The sequence below is a fragment of the Neorhizobium galegae genome, assembly GCF_017877135.1.
Lineage (GTDB): Bacteria > Pseudomonadota > Alphaproteobacteria > Rhizobiales > Rhizobiaceae > Neorhizobium > Neorhizobium galegae_A.
Window position 1 is genome coordinate 448,999 of record NZ_JAGIPH010000002.1, and the last position, 16,737, is coordinate 465,735.

At 62.6% G+C, this 16,737-nt stretch carries 13 protein-coding genes and 1 other RNA gene; 13 read left to right on the top strand and 1 reads right to left on the bottom strand.

Annotation, left to right across the window (positions count from 1 at the left end; genetic code table 11):
* Positions 1 to 27 precede the first annotated feature (27 nt).
* The 13 genes from rnpB (at position 28) to murB (ending at position 14,827) form a co-directional block, all read left to right on the top strand.
* Positions 28 to 456, top strand: an RNA gene (rnpB, locus tag J2858_RS09640) — RNase P RNA component class A.
* A gap of 507 nt (positions 457 to 963) precedes the next feature.
* Positions 964 to 1,404: a division/cell wall cluster transcriptional repressor MraZ gene (mraZ, locus tag J2858_RS09645; RefSeq protein ID WP_210104576.1), complete on the top strand. Its 441-nt coding sequence runs from the start codon at positions 964 to 966 to the stop codon at positions 1,402 to 1,404.
* 14 nt (positions 1,405 to 1,418) lie between these two features.
* On the top strand, positions 1,419 to 2,444 hold the full coding sequence (gene rsmH / locus J2858_RS09650; protein ID WP_210104577.1) for a 16S rRNA (cytosine(1402)-N(4))-methyltransferase RsmH: 1,026 nt from the start codon (positions 1,419 to 1,421) through the stop codon (positions 2,442 to 2,444).
* Between the two features lie 2 nt (positions 2,445 to 2,446).
* Entirely contained in the window at positions 2,447 to 2,917 is a 471-nt protein-coding gene (gene ftsL / locus J2858_RS09655; RefSeq protein ID WP_210104578.1) for a cell division protein FtsL, read from the top strand.
* On the top strand, positions 2,917 to 4,662 hold the full coding sequence (locus J2858_RS09660; protein ID WP_210104579.1) for a peptidoglycan D,D-transpeptidase FtsI family protein: 1,746 nt from the start codon (positions 2,917 to 2,919) through the stop codon (positions 4,660 to 4,662). Before ftsL ends, J2858_RS09660 begins: the two co-directional genes overlap by 1 nt.
* Positions 4,663 to 4,726: 64 nt before the next feature.
* A complete protein-coding gene (locus tag J2858_RS09665; protein ID WP_210104580.1) occupies positions 4,727 to 6,187 on the top strand; it encodes a UDP-N-acetylmuramoyl-L-alanyl-D-glutamate--2,6-diaminopimelate ligase in 1,461 nt (486 codons plus the stop codon).
* Positions 6,184 to 7,617, top strand: a complete 1,434-nt coding sequence (locus J2858_RS09670; RefSeq protein ID WP_210104581.1) for a UDP-N-acetylmuramoylalanyl-D-glutamyl-2,6-diaminopimelate--D-alanyl-D-alanine ligase — start codon at positions 6,184 to 6,186, stop codon at positions 7,615 to 7,617. Before J2858_RS09665 ends, J2858_RS09670 begins: the two co-directional genes overlap by 4 nt.
* Positions 7,618 to 7,639: 22 nt before the next feature.
* Positions 7,640 to 8,740 (top strand): phospho-N-acetylmuramoyl-pentapeptide-transferase, encoded by a 1,101-nt coding sequence (gene mraY / locus J2858_RS09675; RefSeq protein WP_210104582.1) that lies wholly within the window; start codon positions 7,640 to 7,642, stop codon positions 8,738 to 8,740.
* Between the two features lie 4 nt (positions 8,741 to 8,744).
* A complete protein-coding gene (gene murD / locus J2858_RS09680; RefSeq protein ID WP_210104583.1) occupies positions 8,745 to 10,154 on the top strand; it encodes a UDP-N-acetylmuramoyl-L-alanine--D-glutamate ligase in 1,410 nt (469 codons plus the stop codon).
* 1 nt (position 10,155) lies between these two features.
* The gene (gene ftsW / locus J2858_RS09685; protein ID WP_210104584.1) at positions 10,156 to 11,310 is read left to right on the top strand and encodes a putative lipid II flippase FtsW; all 1,155 of its coding nucleotides are present in this window, start codon (positions 10,156 to 10,158) and stop codon (positions 11,308 to 11,310) included.
* Positions 11,311 to 11,319: 9 nt separating this feature from the next.
* Positions 11,320 to 12,444, top strand: coding sequence for an undecaprenyldiphospho-muramoylpentapeptide beta-N-acetylglucosaminyltransferase (murG, locus tag J2858_RS09690; RefSeq protein WP_210104585.1), 1,125 nt, complete (start codon positions 11,320 to 11,322; stop codon positions 12,442 to 12,444).
* A complete protein-coding gene (gene murC, locus J2858_RS09695; RefSeq protein WP_210104586.1) occupies positions 12,441 to 13,856 on the top strand; it encodes a UDP-N-acetylmuramate--L-alanine ligase in 1,416 nt (471 codons plus the stop codon). Before murG ends, murC begins: the two co-directional genes overlap by 4 nt.
* Entirely contained in the window at positions 13,853 to 14,827 is a 975-nt protein-coding gene (murB, locus tag J2858_RS09700) for a UDP-N-acetylmuramate dehydrogenase (RefSeq protein ID WP_210104587.1), read from the top strand. The genes murC and murB overlap by 4 nt, the downstream gene beginning before the upstream one ends.
* Before the next feature lie 440 nt (positions 14,828 to 15,267).
* Here murB and J2858_RS09705 read toward each other — a convergent pair whose 3' ends face one another.
* Positions 15,268 to 16,572, bottom strand: a complete 1,305-nt coding sequence (locus J2858_RS09705; protein ID WP_210104588.1) for an MFS transporter — start codon at positions 16,570 to 16,572, stop codon at positions 15,268 to 15,270.
* Between the last annotated feature and the right edge of the window lie 165 nt (positions 16,573 to 16,737).

Consider the following 16,737-nt stretch of genomic DNA (forward strand, 5'->3'; position numbering starts at 1 on the left):
GGTTCCAAACCGTCTAAGGAGCCCCTGCCAGTTGGCCGGGCAGCCGCGCTTTACCAGTGCCGAAAGGCGGTAGGGTGAGGAAAGTCCGGGCTCCACGGAAACACGGTGCCGGATAACGTCCGGCGGGGGCGACCCTAGGGAAAGTGCCACAGAAAGGAAACCGCCCCGCCTGCTGTTTCGCTCGGCAACGAGCGCAAGAGCTGGCGGGGTAAGGGTGAAAGGGTGGGGTAAGAGCCCACCGCGGGACTGGCAACAGGACCGGCATGGTAAACCCCACCGGGAGCAAGACCGAATAGGGATGACGCGGGTGCCTCGGCGCTACAGTCCGTTTCCGGACCAGTCATCCGGGTGGGTTGCGTGAGGCGGCGTGCAAGCGCCGTCCCAGATGAATGGCTGCCACGTTCCGGTGTTTTCACCGGGGCCATACAGAACCCGGCTTACAGGCCAACTGGCGATTTCAATTCCGATGCACTGCGACCGGAGAGCGGTTTCGCTCTCCGGTGCGTCGGCAGGTCTCCTGATTGCGCTAACGTTGCGGTGCGGCAAAACCTAAAATATCGTTAAGGTTGTATCCTTGGTGCTGACATAGGCTCGGCTTTTCGCAAATCTTGCCATGATGGCAAAGACTTAACCGTCTTTGCCTTTCCCGTTGCAGGCCCGTTTGGGGCGGTCTCTGGTGAGGCTCCGCTAACCCTTTGTTAAACTTAACAGGTTATAAATAATTCAGGTTGCCACGGTCCGGTGTGGCGGCTTCCCATTGACGCCCATATGGTCCCATGTTATCCCAATTCTACACTGCGAGCGGGCAGGCAGATGCCCTTTCATCGGACAGTTTCGGAGCGCTCCTGCAAGGGGGAACCGGACGGGATGCTTTCCGTCTGAACGGCTCGGTTGTGTCCGGCGGCTTGCGTTTTGTGGGGTGTGTTTTCGCTCTGCGTAATGATGGGGCGGGTGTTTGGCGTTATGAACCGCTTCTTGTCCAATGCGACGAACAGGATCGATGCGAAGGGACGGGTTTCCGTTCCGGCGCCCTTTCGAGCCGTGCTCGCGCAGCGGAACATCCAGGAGCTTTATTGTCTCCAGGATCTCGTGTTTCCGGCGGTGAGCGTCGGCGGTCCGGATCTGCTCGAGCGGTACGAGCGCCAGATCGCCCAGGCGGACCCGTTCTCGCCGGAGGCAAACGCGATGTCGCTGCTGGTTCACGGTGGCGGCGTCTATATGCGGCTCGATGCGGAGGGCCGGTTGATGGTGACGGATTTCATCCGCGACTTCGCCGGCATCACGACGGAGATCACCTTCGTCGGTCGCTCGGATCATTTTCAGCTTTGGCAGCCGCAGGCGTTTCACGAGGCGCAAACGGCTGCAAGAGCAGGGCGAGCCACGTTTGCGGCGCGTCCTGCATAAGACAGGGGATCGGAATGGCGGCAAATCTTGGCGACGGAATTTCCGAGGCCGATGGTGGACCGATGCGCCACATTCCGGTGATGCTGGGAGAAGTGCTGTCGGCACTTGCTCCGGCCCCCGGCAAGACCATTCTGGATGGCACCTTCGGGGCAGGCGGCTATAGCCGCGCCATTCTGGGTGCCGGTGCCAATGTCGTGGCGCTCGATCGCGACCCGAACGCCATTGCGGCCGGGCAGGCCATGGTCGCGGAATTTGACGGACGTCTGGCGCTTCATGCCACCCGCTTTTCGCGCCTCGCCGACCACGCCCCGGACGGTGGCCTTGATGGCGTTGTCCTCGATATCGGCGTGTCCTCGATGCAGATCGACGAAGCCGAGCGGGGCTTTTCCTTTCAGCGCAACGGCCCGCTCGACATGCGCATGTCGTCGTCCGGCGTGTCGGCGGCCGACGTCGTCAACCGCGCAAAGCCTGGCGATCTCGCGCGCATTTTCGGTTTTCTGGGTGAGGAGAGGCAGGCCGGGCGCATCTCGCGCGCGATCGAAAAGCGCCGCGCCTCCGAGCCGTTCGTCACCACGCGGGACCTGGCAAACCTCATCGAAACCGTCAATCCGCGCAAGGCCAAGGACAAGATCCATCCGGCCACCCGCGTCTTCCAGGCGTTGCGCATTTTCGTCAACGACGAGCTTGGCGAGCTGGCGCGTGCGCTGTTTGCCGCCGAACAGGCGCTGAAGCCCGGCGGACGTCTCGTCATCGTCAGTTTCCATTCGCTCGAAGACCGTATCGTTAAGCGCTTCCTCGCTGACCGCTCCGGCCGCGCCACCGGCTCGCGCCACATGCCGATGGTCGAGGAAAAGGCTGCCGTGTTCGAGCCGGTCGGCAAGGGCATGCAGTCTGCGACCGAAGCGGAGGCGGAGATCAATCCGCGGGCCCGCTCGGCCAAGCTTCGTGCCGCCTTCCGCACGGCGGCCCCGCCCGGAGCTGCCGATCTTTCGATTTTCGACCTGCCTGATCTCGCCAGCCTCGACAAGTTGGGAGCCTGACCATGTTGCGAAGCTTCGACCTGATCCTGATCGGCGTCATGACGGCTACCGCCGTCGTGACCTACAGCATCAAGCACCGCGCCGAACTGAAGCTTGAGGAGGTGCATCGCATCGAAAGCGAGATCAAGCTGGAGCGCGACACCATCGATCTCCTGAAGGCCGACTGGGCGCTGCTGACGCAGCCGAACCGTCTGCACCGGCTGACCGCCGTCTATCAGTCGGAGCTCGACCTTGTGCCCACCGAGCCGACGCAGCTGGCCATGCCCAAGGAACTGCCGATGCCGAAATCGCAGCTTCCGCAGCCGGAGACCACCATCGAGCAGCTGATTGCCGGCAATGATCCGGCGGTTGCTGCCGCCATTGCGGGCGTCGACAAGGCCAAGGCATCCAAGCCGGAGCCGCGCATTCCCGTGCCATTGCCGCGCGGGGCTTCTTCCGTCGATGTCATTTCAACCGGATCGGTGAGGCGCTGATGTCCTTCCTCTCCCGCGTCATGGTGCTCAAGAGCCGGGCCCATTTTTCCGCCGGCGCCCGCGGCGTCAATCTGTCTCAGCGCGGCGCAAGCTTTGAAGGCGTGCGCAAAAGGCGCAGCGGCCAGACCCGAACCCGCGTCGGCATCATCATCGGTGGCTTTGCCATCATGTACTGCGTGATCGGCGGCAAGCTCATCTATTATGGCACGATGCAGCCGGAAGCGACCTCCAGCATCATGCCGGCTGACCGGCTGATGGCCTCGCGCCCGGATCTTCTGGATCGCAACGGCGAAGTCTTGGCCACCGACATCCGCACTGTCTCGCTGTTTGCCGAGCCGCACAAGATCGTCGATCCCGACGAGGTGATCGAGAAGCTGCGGACCGTGCTGCCGGATATCGACAGCCGCCAGATCTACAACAAGCTGTCGTCCAAATCGCGCTTCCAGTGGCTGCGCCGCCAGCTGACGCCGAAGCAGCAGAGCCAGATCCTGGCACTCGGCATTCCCGGCATCGGCTTTCGCCCGGAAAAGCGCCGCTTCTATCCCGGCGGCCCGACGGCGGCCCATATCGTCGGCTACGTCAATATCGATAACCGCGGCGTCTCCGGCATGGAGCGCTATGTCGACAGCCAGGGCCTTGCAGACCTTGCCGCCGTCGGCATGACCAGCAGCCAGCCGCTCGAACCTGTCCGGCTGTCCATCGACATCCGCGTTCAGGCGATCCTGCGCGAAGTGCTGATGTCCAACATCACCAAGTTCAGGGCCAAGGGTGCTGGCGGCGTCGTGCTCGATGCACGGACCGGCGAAGTGCTGGCCATGGCTTCTGCCCCCGATTTCGATCCGAACGATCCGGCCGGCGGCAGCGAGGACGGCTGGCTCAACCGCATGTCGAACGGCACCTTCGAAATGGGCTCCACCTTCAAGTCGTTTACGCTTGCCATGGCGCTCGACAGCGGCAAGGCCTCGATGAACGACATGTTCGACGCCCGCTATCCGATCCGTATCGGCGGCTATACGATCAAGGACTTTCACGGCCAGAGCCGTATGCTGAGCGTGCCGGAAATCTTCCAGTATTCCTCCAACATCGGCACCGCCAAGATGGCCGACCTCGTCGGAATCGATGGCCACAAGGCCTTTCTGACCAAGCTTGGCCTGTTGACCAAGATGCAGACCGAACTGCCGGAAGTCGCCCAGCCCAGCCAGCCGCGCGAGTGGAAGAAGATCAACTCGATCACCATTTCGTTCGGCCATGGCGTGGCAACGACGCCGCTGCAGACGGCGGTGGCAGGGGCGGCGCTTGTCAATGGCGGCCATCTGATCGAACCGACCTTCCTGCCGCGCACCCGCGCCCAGGCGGACGAGGTGGCAACGACCGTCATTCGCCCGCAGACCAGCGACAACATGCGCTATCTGTTCCGCTGGAACGGCGTCAACGGATCCGGCCGCAATGCGCTCGTCGACGGTTTCAGCGTCGGTGGCAAGACGGGCACGGCGGACAAGGTGGTGAACGGCCGTTACAACCATGATCACAACTTCAATGCGTTCCTGGCGGCCTTCCCGATCAACAACCCGCAATATGTGGTGCTGACCTTCATCGATGATCCGCGCAGCGAAACCGATCATGCCGTTCTTGCCGGCAATAGCGCGGCACCCATGGTGAAGGAGATCATTCGCCGTTCTGCCGCAATTCTCGGTGTAAAACCCCGCTTCGGGGAAGATGGGGCCGCCACGCTGGTGTCCTATTAGGCCATAATGACCGCACCCGACGATTCGCAGCCACCGTGGGGGTTGCAGCTGAGAGAGGGTACCTATGAAGTTGAGACAGCTCTCCGGTGGGGATTTTCCGGAGATTTTTGACGCGGCCGCCGGTTCGGCGGGCGATATTGAAATTTCTGCCCTGACCGCTGATAGCCGGAAGGTTGCGCCCGGCACCCTGTTTGTTGCCATTGCCGGTAACAAGGCGGATGGCACGCGCTTCGTGGCCGATGCCGTACAACGCGGCGCCTCCGCCATCGTGTCCGGCCAGCCCGTCGCAGCCGATGTCCCCGTGCTCGTCGTATCCAATCCGCGCCGCTTCCTTGCCCTTGCCGCCGCCCGGTTTTACGGCGCGCAGCCTCAGACCATGGTGGCCGTCACCGGAACCGCCGGAAAAACCTCCGTTGCCTCCTTCGTGCGCCAGATCTGGGCTCATGCCGGCCTTGCTGCCGCACAGATCGGCACCACTGGTGTCATTTCTCCCAGCCGCAGCGATTACGGTGTGCTGACGACGCCAGATCCTGTGGATCTGCATCAGTTGCTGGCCGAACTTGCCGGCGAAGGCGTGACCCACGCGGCGATGGAAGCCTCCAGCCACGGCCTCGATCAGTTCCGCCTCGATGGCGTACGGCTTGCCGCGGCAGGCTTTACCAATCTCGGCCGCGACCACATGGACTACCACCCGACGATCGAGGATTACATGGCCGCCAAGATGCGGCTGTTTTCCGATCTCCTGCCGAAGGGCAGTCCGGCGGTGATCTTTGCCGACGATCCCTGGTCTGCCGAGGCCATCCGCGTGGCAACCGAAGCGGGGCACGATGTGCGGACCGTCGGTCGGGCAGGGCAGTTCATCGCGCTGAAGCGGGTCGAGCATTTCCGCCACAAGCAGTTGGCGGAAGTCCATGTCGGGACGGCGATCTTCGAGGTCGAGATCCCGCTTGCTGGCGATTTCCAGATTGCCAATGCGCTGGTGGCGGCAGGCCTTGCCATCTCCACCGGTGTTCAGCCCCCCATTGCAATGGCTGCCCTTGAAAAGCTCGTCGGCGCGGCAGGCCGGCTGGAGCTTGTCGGCCAGGCGAAGAACGGCGCGCTCGCCTATGTCGATTACGCCCACAAGCCCGATGCGCTCGCCAATGTGCTTTCATCCGTGCGTCCCTTCACCACCGGCCGCGTCATCGTCGTGTTTGGCTGCGGGGGCGATCGCGACAAGGGCAAGCGCCCGATCATGGGGGAGATTGCGACGCGGCTTGCCGATGTCGTCATCGTCACCGACGACAATCCGCGCTCGGAAGTGCCGGCAACCATCCGCGCCGAAATCTTGGCCGCAGCGCCGGGCGCCGAGGAAATTGCCGACCGCGCCGAGGCGATCCGTCATGCCGTATCCATGCTGCGGGCCGGCGATACGCTGATCGTGGCCGGCAAGGGGCATGAGGAAGGGCAGAAGATCGGTGAGACGGTTCTGCCGTTCTCCGATCATATCGAGACCCGCAAGGCACTGGAGGAGACGCAAGCTTGACCTGGCTCTGGGAAACCGCGGAGATGATGGCCGCCATGGGCGGCAGGCCGGTAGGGCAGCCGCCCGCCGGCATTACGGGCATTTCCATCGACAGCCGCTCGATTGCGCCCGGCGAGGCCTTCTTCGCCATCAAGGGTGACCGGGTAGATGGCCATGACTTTGCAAGCATCGCCGTGGCCAATGGTGCCTCGCTGATTGTCGTCAGTGAAGCCAAGCTTCCGGCCATGGGCCGGTTGACCGTCCCGATGATCGTGGTCGAGGACGTGCTGGCAGCGCTTGGCAAGCTGGCCGTTGCCGCACGCGCCCGCAGCCGTGCGCAGATCGTCGCGGTTACCGGCTCTGTCGGCAAGACCACGACGAAGGAAATGCTGCGCAATGTGCTTGCCCCGTCCGGCAAGGTGCATGCTGCCGTTGCCTCCTTCAACAATCACTGGGGCGTGCCGCTGACGCTGGCCCGCATGCCGGCCGATTGCGCGTTCGGCGTCTTCGAGATCGGCATGAACCACCCGGACGAGATCCGGCCGCTGGTAAAAATGGTGCGCCCGCATGTGGCGGTGATCACCACCATTGCGGCAGCCCACCTCGGCAATTTCAAAAGCCTGGAAGAGATTGCCGCCGCCAAGGCCGAAATCTTCGAGGGGCTGGAGCCGAACGGCGTGGCGCTCATCAACCGAGACAACAAGCAGTTCGCCTTTCTGGCCGAGACGGCCAACCAGGTCGGCGTCGCCAATATCCTGACCTTTGGCCAGCATGCCAAGGCCGATTTCCGTCTCGCCGATTTCGAGGGAACGGCCAGCGGCTCGACCATCTGGGCGGTGATCAATGGTGAGACGATCGAGGTCCATATCGGCGCGCCCGGCCGTCATATTGCCGAAAATGCCATTGCGGCACTGGGTGTCGTTGCGTTGTTCGGCGCCGATATGGAGGCGGCAAAGGCCGCCCTTGCCGAGCTACGTGCCGTCAAGGGACGCGGCCAGCGTCACCGCCTTGCGCTCGGCGAGGGTGTTCTGACGCTGATCGACGAAAGCTACAATGCCAATCCGGCGTCCATGCGGGCCGCGCTGTCGCTTCTGGCGCAAAGCGTGCCCGAGGGCGGCGGGCGCCGCATCGCGGTGCTCGGCGACATGCTGGAAATGGGGGCGTTTTCCGCGCAGGTGCACGAGGATCTGGCCGGACCGCTTCTTGCCGCCGGCATCGAGCATGTCTGGCTCTCTGGCGCCGAAATGGTGGCGCTGCGCGATGCGCTGCCTGATACGGTAGAGGTGACGCACCTGCCCACCACCGCTGAACTTTCCGATTTCGTTGTGCGTCATGTGCTGCCGGGCGATGTGCTGATGGTGAAATCCTCCCTCGGCCTCGGCTTCGGCAAGATCGTCTCTGCACTTATTGACAACTACCCGGCATTGCCCGACACGGAGCGCCAACTTTGACCGGCATTAAGAAAGTCCCATCATGCTGATCTGGCTCGTCGAGCTTGCGGGCACCTTCCAGGTGTTCAACCTGTTTCGCTACATCACCTTCCGCACCGGTGCAGCGATGTTCACCTCGGCATTGATCGTCTTCATGTTCGGGCCGCAGATCATTTCTTCGCTGCGCATCCGGCAGGGCAAGGGCCAGCCGATCCGCGCCGACGGACCGCAGACGCATTTCAAGAAGGCGGGTACGCCGACCATGGGCGGCCTGATGATTCTGGCCGGCATCGTCGGCGGATCGCTGCTCTGGGCGGATCTGTCCAACGTCTATGTGGTGGCGACACTGCTGGTCACGCTCGGCTTCGGCGCCATCGGCTTTTACGACGATTACCTCAAGGTCACCAAGCAGACCGACAAGGGCTTTTCCGGCAAGGCGCGCCTGGGGATTGAATTCCTCATCGCCGGCGTCGCCGTCTATTTCATGATGCGGGTCGCCGTCGCCAACAGCCCGTCGGGCTCCGTGCTCGGTACCTCGATCGCCTTTCCCTTCTTCAAGGAGCTGGTGGTCAATCTCGGCCCGTTTTTCGTGCTGTTCGGTGGTTTCGTCATCGTGTCGGCCGGCAATGCGGTGAACCTCACCGATGGTCTGGACGGCCTTGCCATCGTGCCGGTGATGATTGCGGCGGCCTCCTTCGGCTGCATCGCCTATCTCGCCGGCAATGCCGTGTTTGCCAATTACCTGCAGATCAATTTCGTGCCGGGCACCGGGGAACTTGCCGTCATTCTCGGTGCCGTCATCGGGGCAGGGCTCGGTTTCCTGTGGTTCAACGCGCCGCCCGCCGCCATCTTCATGGGCGATACCGGCTCGCTGGCGCTGGGCGGCCTCATCGGTACCGTTGCCGTTGCCACCAAGCACGAGATCGTCATGGCGATCATCTGCGGCCTCTTCGTCATGGAGACGCTCTCGGTGATCATCCAGGTCGGCTTCTTCAAGCTCACCGGCCGGCGCGTCTTCCTGATGGCGCCGATCCATCACCATTTCGAAAAGCTGGGCTGGACGGAAAGCCAGGTGGTGATCCGCTTCTGGATCATCGCCGTCGGCCTTGCCATGCTGGGCCTCTCCACGCTGAAGCTGCGGTGACATCATGATCCCCGTCACCACCTTTGCCGGCAAAAAAGTCGCACTTTTCGGGCTCGGCGGTTCCGGTCTTGCTACGGCAAAGGCGCTTCAGGCCGGCGGTGCGCTGGTGACGGCCTTCGACGACAATCCTGACAGCGTTGACAAGGCGTCATCGGCAGGCCTTGCGACGGCGGACCTGCGTACTATCGACTGGGCGGCGCAGGCAGCGCTTGTGCTTGCCCCCGGCGTGCCGCTCACTCATCCGAAACCGCACTGGACGGTGGATCTTGCCCGCGCGGCCGGCGTCGAGATCATTGGTGATATCGAGCTTTTTGTGCGCGAACGGCGCGCCCATGCGCCAGATTGCCCGTTCATCGCTATTACCGGCACCAATGGCAAATCCACCACGACGGCGCTGATTGCCCATATCCTCAAAACGAGCGGTCGCGACACACAGCTCGGCGGCAATATCGGCACCGCCGTCCTGACGCTCGATCCGCCGAAGGCCGGGCGCTACTACGTCGTCGAGTGCTCCTCCTACCAGATCGATCTTGCACCGACGCTTAATCCGAGCGCCGGCATTCTGTTGAACCTGACGCCCGACCATCTCGACCGTCACGGCACCATGCAGCATTACGCCGAGGTCAAGGAACGTCTTGTTGCCGGCAGCAAGACCGCCATCATCGGCATCGACGACAGCCATTCGGCGCTGATTGCCGACCGGGTGGAGCGGGCAGGCGTTGCCGTCCAGCGCATTTCGCGCCGCAGCGTTCTCGCTAAGGGCATCTATGCCGAAGGTTCGCATCTGATTGCCGCCGAGACCGGCGCGACCCATGAGATTGCCGATCTTTCTGCCATCGACACGCTGAAGGGCAGCCACAACGCCCAGAACGCCGCCGCCGCCATTGCCGCCTGCCGTGCCGTCGGCGTCTCCGAGGACGAGATCAGGGCTGGCCTTCAAAGCTTTCCCGGCTTGAAGCACCGCATGCAGCCGGTGGCGCGACGGGGTGACGTCGTGTTCGTCAATGATTCCAAGGCCACCAATGCGGATGCGGCCGCGCCGGCCCTGTCGAGCTATGAGCGCATCTTCTGGATTGCCGGCGGCCTGCCGAAAGCCGGTGGTATCGCAAGCCTCGCGCCACTTTTTCCGCATATCGTCAAAGCCTACCTGATTGGTGAGGCGGCTGCGGAATTTGCCGCAACGCTTGGCGAGGCGGTGGCTTACGAGATTTCCGGCACGCTGGATCGTGCCGTGGCGCATGCGGCAGCCGATGCCGCCGCAGACACGGGCGGCCCGTCAGCCGTCATGCTGTCGCCGGCCTGCGCAAGTTTCGATCAGTTCAGGAATTTCGAGGTCCGGGGCGAGGCATTCGTTTCCCTGGTCGCAGAACTCGACGGCGCAACGATGCTGGTCGAACCGGAAAAGGGGATGTGACATGGTAAGTCGTGCCGATCGCGGGGCACTCGCAGACTGGTTCTGGACGATCGATCGCTTCTTCTTGGCGACCTTCGTGCTGTTGATGGGCATCGGCTTCATGCTGTCCTTTGCCGCATCGCCGCCGGTGGCCGAGCGCATCGGCCTGCCGAGCTTCCACTTCGTCGAGCGGCATGCCGTCTTCCTCATCCCTTCGCTCATGGTGATGATCGGCCTGTCCTTCCTGACGCCGAGACAGGTGCGCCGCACGGCGATCATCATTCTCGTGGTCTCGATCATGATGATGGTGCTGGCACTGTTCTTCGGTGTGGAAATCAAGGGCGCGCGCCGTTGGTTCTCGCTCGGGCCGTTGTCCATCCAGCCGTCGGAATTCCTCAAGCCCTCCTTCGTGGTCGTCTGCGCCTGGCTGTTTGCCGAGCATGCGCGCCAGCCGGAGATTCCGGGCAATCTGTTTGCCATGATCCTCTTCGGCATCGTGGTGGCGCTTCTTGTTGCCCAGCCCGACCTTGGCCAGACCATTCTCACCAGCGCCGTCTGGGGTTCGATGTTCTTCATGGCGGGCATGCCGTGGCTGTGGATCGTGCTGCTCGGGGGCATGGGCGTCGGCGGCCTGTTTGCGGCCTACCACATCTTCCCGCACGTGGCCGGCCGTATCGACCGTTTCATGACCGGCGAGGGCGACACCTTCCAGGTGGATACGGCGCGCGAAGCCATCATCCGCGGCAACTGGTTCGGCCAGGGGCCGGGCGAAGGCATCGTCAAGCGCATCCTGCCGGACAGCCATACCGACTTCATCTTTTCGGTGGCGGCGGAAGAATTCGGCATCATCTTCTGCATGGTTCTGGTGGCGATCTTTGCCTTCATTGTCATTCGCGGCCTCAGCCACGCCTATCGCGAGCGCAATGATTTCAACCGGTTTGCGGTCGCAGGCCTCGTGCTGCAGATCGGCATCCAGTCGATGATCAATATCGGCGTGAACCTCGAACTGATGCCCGCCAAGGGCATGACGCTGCCGCTCATTTCCTATGGCGGCTCCTCGATGATCGCCATCTGCGTGACAGCCGGCTTCATCCTAGCGCTCACGCGCCATCGCCCGGAAAAACGGGCCCAGGAACGCAGCCTGTTTCGTGTATCCAACAGCGTCCCCGCAGAATAGGCCAGATCCATGAGCAAGGGTATCATTCTGCTTGCCGCCGGGGGAACCGGCGGCCATTTGTTTCCGGCCGAAGCGCTGGCGCATGAATTGCGGGCGCGCGACTACAGCGTCCATCTCGTCACCGACAAAAGGGCCGAGCGCTTTGCCGGCAGTTTCCCGGCCGACGAGATCCATGTCGTGCCCTCCGCCACCTTTGCCTCCAAGAACCCGATTGCCACGGCAAAGGCACTGCTGACGCTGTGGAAGGGGCTGCGTGCGGCCCGCCGCTTGATGACGCGGCTGAAGCCGCTCGCCGTCGTCGGCTTTGGCGGTTACCCAACCGTGCCGCCGCTTCTCGCCTCCACCGGCCTTGGCATTCCCTCCCTGGTGCACGAGCAGAACGCCGTGATGGGGCGCGCCAACAAGGCGCTCGCCTCGCGGGTGTCGGCCATTGCCGGCGGTTTCCTGCCGGAAGGCGAAGGCCCGCATGCGGCAAAGATCGTCACCACTGGCAACCCGGTGCGACCCGCCGTTCTGGCCGCCGCGGCCACGCCCTATGTCCCGTCTGCCGGCAATGATCCGTTCCGGCTCGTGGTGTTCGGCGGAAGCCAGGGCGCCAAATTCTTCTCAGGGGCAATCCCGACGGCGCTTGCGCTGTTGCCGGAAGACTTGCGTGCCCGTATCGTGCTGACCCAGCAGGCCCGGCCGGAAGACCGCCCGCAGGTCGACCAGTGCATGGGCAAGCTGAAGATGAATGCCGACGTCTCGCCCTTCTTCGGCGACATGGCCGAGCGCATCGCTGCGGCCCACCTCGTCATCAGCCGCTCCGGCGCCTCGACTGTGTCGGAAATCTCCGTCATCGGCCGCCCGGCGATCCTCGTGCCATACCCTTATGCACTCGACCATGACCAAGCGGCCAATGCGGCCGCTCTGGTGAAGGCCGGAGGCGCTGAAGTGGTGCCGCAGGCGGAACTCTCGCCCGAAAAGCTCTCAGGGCTGATTGCCGATGCCATGCGCCAACCCGAGCGGATGGCGCAGATGGCCGAGGCGGCCCGGCGCTCCGGGCGGCCGAATGCCGCCGTCTTGCTCGCCGATCTGGTTGCAGCTATTGCCGACCGGCAAAATCTTTCGACATTTAAAGGAGTTCGCCCATGAAGATGCCAAAGGCCATCGGTCTTGTCCATTTCATCGGCATCGGTGGCATCGGCATGAGCGGCATTGCCGAGGTGCTGCACAATCTCGGCCACCGGGTTCAGGGATCTGACCAGTCGGACGGCGCCAATGTGCAGCGCCTGCGCGACAAGGGCATTCCGGTCTTCGTCGGCCATCAGGCCGATAATCTTGGCGATGCGGAAGTGGTGGTCGTCTCGACCGCCATCAAGAAGAACAATCCGGAACTGGTCGCTGCGCGCGAAAAATCGCTGCCCATCGTGCGCCGCGCCGAAATGCTCGCCGAACTGATGCGCTTCCGCAATGCGATTGCCATTGGCGGCACGCATGGCAAGACGACGACCACCTCGATGGTGGCAACGCTTCTGGAAGCCGGTGCGCTTGACCCGACCGTCATCAACGGCGGCATCATCAATGCCTATGGCACCAATGCCCGCATGGGCGAGGGCGAGTGGATGGTGGTGGAGGCCGACGAATCGGATGGCACCTTCCTGAAACTGCCGGCAGACGTCGCCGTCGTCACCAATATCGACCCGGAGCATCTCGATCACTACGGCAGCTTTGATGCCGTGCGCGCGGCTTTCCGCCAGTTCGTCGAGAACGTGCCTTTCTACGGCTTTGGCGTGCTCTGCCTCGATCATCCGGAAGTGCAGACGCTTGTCGGCAAGATCGAGGACCGCAAGATCGTCACCTATGGTGAAAACCCGCAGGCCGATGCGCGCTTCTCCAACGTGCGCATGGAAGGCACCAAGTCGATCTTCGACGTGGAAATTCGCCGTCGCCGTACCGGCCGGGTGTTTTCCTTCAAGGACCTGACGCTGCCGATGCCGGGGCGTCACAATATTTCCAATGCGACGGCCGCCATTGCGGTTGCCAACCGGCTCGGCATTTCGGAAGCCGATATCCGCAAGGGGCTTGCGGCCTTTTCCGGCGTCAAGCGCCGCTTCACGCTTACCGGCACCTGGAACGGCGTGTCCGTGTTTGACGATTACGGACACCATCCGGTGGAAATCAAGGCGGTGCTGAAGGCGGCGCGGGAAAGCTGCCAGGGCCGAATCATTGCGGTGCACCAACCGCATCGGTTTAGCCGTCTGGCGAGCCTTTTCGAGGATTTCGTCACCTGCTTCAACGATGCCGACAGCATTTTGCTGGCGCCTGTCTATGCCGCCGGCGAAGATCCGATCGACGGCGTCAACTCGGAAGCGCTGGTTTCGCGCATCCGTGCCGGCGGCCATCGCGATGCCCGCTATCTTTCCTCGCCTGACGCGCTGGCAGGCATCATCGCCGGCATTGCAAAACCGGGTGATTTCGTGGTTCTTCTTGGGGCTGGCAATATCACGCAGTGGGCTGCGGCCTTGCCAAAGGAACTAGAAGGTATTTCGGGACAGTCTGCATGAAACAGGTGAATGGGGAAAAGTTGCTGGCCTCGCTTGGGGCCGGCGTAAGTGCGATCCGGGGCAGGCTGACGCCCGACGCACCGATGGATCGTGTCACCTGGTTCCAGGCCGGCGGTCTCGCCGAACTGATGTTCCAGCCGCATGACCTGGAGGACCTCGTCACCTTCCTGAAACTTCTGCCGCAGGATGTGCCGCTGACCGTCGTCGGCGTCGGTTCCAATCTTCTCGTGCGCGATGGCGGTATTCCCGGCGTCGTGCTGCGTCTGTCGGCCAAGGGCTTTGGCCAGCTGGAGCTTGCCGGCGAAAACCGCATCATGGCCGGCGCCATCTGCCCGGACAAGCACATTGCCGCCATGGCCATGGACAATGGCATCGGCGGCTTTGCCTTCTACTATGGCATTCCGGGCTCCATCGGTGGTGCGCTGCGCATGAATGCCGGCGCCAATGGCGGTGAAACCTCCGGCCGCGTCATCGAGGTTCATGCCGTCGACCGCAAGGGCGACAAGCATGTGCTGACGGCGGCCGAAATGGGCTACAGCTATCGTCACTCGTCCGTGCCGGCAGACCTCATCTTCACCCATGCCGTCTTTGAAGGCTATGCCGACGACCGGGCGAAGATCCGCTCCGAAATGGACGCCGTGCGCCATCACCGGGAAACCGTTCAGCCGGTCAAGGAAAAGACCGGTGGCTCGACCTTCAAGAACCCGCCCGGCCATTCCGCCTGGGAACTGATCGATGATGCCGGTTGCCGCGGCATGATGAACGGCGGCGCGCAGATGTCGTCCCTGCACTGCAATTTCATGATCAATATCGGCCACGCGACCGGCTACGATCTGGAATATCTCGGCGAGATGGTGCGCCAGCGCGTATTCGAAAAATCCGGCATCAAGCTCGAATGGGAAATCAAGCGGCTGGGCATTTTCATGCCGGGGCGCGAGGTGAAGCCGTTCCAGGGGGCGACGACGGAGTGATCCGCTTCTGATGAGGTCGACGTGAGCCTGATCCATAACGAACGAACCAAGTTGCTGGCGAATTCTTTGGATCGGCTCTCGACGGCCTGTGTGGCTGCAGGCTTCATCGCACCCGCAACTGCGCTGTCGTCCGGGCAATCAACCATCTCCGTCGGAATCCTGGTTTCAACGAGCGCTTGGCTTTCGAACGCCGTTCTCCTACATTTATTGGCAAGACGCGCCCTTGGAGGCCTGATGCCATGAATTCAGCCACCTTCTTCTTCCTCTATCTGCTTCCTTTCGTGATTGCGGGAGCAGGCTGGATCGCCGTTGTGCTGAATGAACGCAGTGCACGCAAAGATCGGATACATCCCGGCGAATAGCCTCTCCGAACTTCCAACAAAAAGCCCGCGGAACCAATGGTTTCGCGGGCTTTTCTGTGTCGAACTGACTCTACGGGATCAGACTTCTTCCTTACCCGAGAGCAGGATGCAGGCCAGCGTGATGATGGCTGCCACCAGCAGGTAATAGCCGACATAGGTCATGCCATAGGTCGTCTGCAGCCAGGTGGCGATGTAGGGGGCCAGCGATGCGCCGAAAATGCCGGCGAAATTGAAGGTGATCGACGAGCCGGTGTAGCGCACGGCGGTCGGGAAGGGTGCCGCAAGGGCTGTGCCGATGAGGCCGTAGGTCACGCCCATCAGCGCCATCGAGGCGGCCGAGAAGACGAAGATGGCGGTCTCGCCGCTCGTCATCAGCGTCGGCAGCAGGAAGGAGAAGAGGCCGATGAGGACGGTTATGGCAATCAGCAGTTCCCGGCGTCCCACCCGGTCGGCAAGCTTGCCGGCGATCGGAATGAACAGGCCGAAGACGACCGAACCCAGAAGCTGCACTTCCAGCGCATCCGTGAACGGGATCTTCAGGACCTTGACGTTGTAGGACAGAAGATAGGCCGAACCGATGTAGAACAGCACGAAGGTGGCAAGCGCCACGAAGGTGCCGAGCACGAGGCTGCGCTTGTGGTTGCGGAACAGCTCTGCCACCGGCACCTCGACCCGCTCATGTTTGTCGATCGCTTTCTGGAAGGCAGGCGTCTCGGTAATCGAGAGGCGGACCCACAGACCGATGGCGATCAGCGCGATGGACGAGATGAAGGGAACGCGCCAGCCCCAGCTGAGCAGGGCTTCCTGCGACATCACATGCAGGAGAAGCCAGAAGATGCCCGAGGACAGGAACAGGCCGACGGGCGCGCCGAGTTGCGGAAACATGCCGTACCAGGAGCGTTTGCCGGGCGGGGCATTTTCCGTGGCGAGCAGCACTGCGCCACCCCATTCGCCGCCGAGGCCAAAGCCCTGGCCGAACCGGCACAGCGCCAGAAGCAGCGGCGCAATGACGCCGATCTGCTCATAGGTCGGCAAGAGTCCGATGATGACGGTGGAAATGCCCATCGTCAGAAGAGCCGCCACCAGTGTCGTCTTGCGGCCGATGCGGTCACCGAAATGCCCGAACACCACGGCGCCGAAGGGGCGCGCGAAAAAGGCGATGGAGAAGGTTGCAAAGGAGGCGAGCAACGCAGTCATCGGATCGCTGTTGGGGAAGAACAGCGCCGGGAAAACCAGAACGGCTGCGGTGGCATAAACATAAAAATCGAAAAATTCGATCGTCGTGCCGACCAGGCTGGCCGTCAGGACTCGTGCAGGGGAATTCAATGCAGCAGGTACCAACGGCTCGGCGGACGGCGACACGGAAGAGGTCGCTTGCGTCATAATCTTGTCCACTGAGAGTTAAAGACAGCTCTTTTGGAAAGGGCTGGCCGTTCTTTACGGACATTTTTGCAAAGGTCAAAGCGAATTGAGTCGCTGAAAGACCAGAAAGCGTCCCCCGGTGGCACCTCATTGCAGGTGGTGCCGGATGGCCACAGGGCGGCGGCG

What these genes read in the sequence shown, in the direction of transcription:
- mraZ (WP_210104576.1), top strand. Translation starts at nt 964, where the DNA reads ATGAACCGCTTCTTGTCCAATGCGACGAACAGGATCGATGCGAAGGGA.
- rsmH (WP_210104577.1), top strand. Translation starts at nt 1,419, where the DNA reads ATGGCGGCAAATCTTGGCGACGGAATTTCCGAGGCCGATGGTGGACCG.
- ftsL (WP_210104578.1), top strand. Translation starts at nt 2,447, where the DNA reads ATGTTGCGAAGCTTCGACCTGATCCTGATCGGCGTCATGACGGCTACC.
- J2858_RS09660 (WP_210104579.1), top strand. Translation starts at nt 2,917, where the DNA reads ATGTCCTTCCTCTCCCGCGTCATGGTGCTCAAGAGCCGGGCCCATTTT.
- J2858_RS09665 (WP_210104580.1), top strand. Translation starts at nt 4,727, where the DNA reads ATGAAGTTGAGACAGCTCTCCGGTGGGGATTTTCCGGAGATTTTTGAC.
- mraY (WP_210104582.1), top strand. Translation starts at nt 7,640, where the DNA reads ATGCTGATCTGGCTCGTCGAGCTTGCGGGCACCTTCCAGGTGTTCAAC.
- murD (WP_210104583.1), top strand. Translation starts at nt 8,745, where the DNA reads ATGATCCCCGTCACCACCTTTGCCGGCAAAAAAGTCGCACTTTTCGGG.
- ftsW (WP_210104584.1), top strand. Translation starts at nt 10,156, where the DNA reads ATGGTAAGTCGTGCCGATCGCGGGGCACTCGCAGACTGGTTCTGGACG.
- murG (WP_210104585.1), top strand. Translation starts at nt 11,320, where the DNA reads ATGAGCAAGGGTATCATTCTGCTTGCCGCCGGGGGAACCGGCGGCCAT.
- murC (WP_210104586.1), top strand. Translation starts at nt 12,441, where the DNA reads ATGAAGATGCCAAAGGCCATCGGTCTTGTCCATTTCATCGGCATCGGT.
- murB (WP_210104587.1), top strand. Translation starts at nt 13,853, where the DNA reads ATGAAACAGGTGAATGGGGAAAAGTTGCTGGCCTCGCTTGGGGCCGGC.
- J2858_RS09705 (WP_210104588.1), bottom strand. Translation starts at nt 16,572, where the DNA reads ATGACGCAAGCGACCTCTTCCGTGTCGCCGTCCGCCGAGCCGTTGGTA.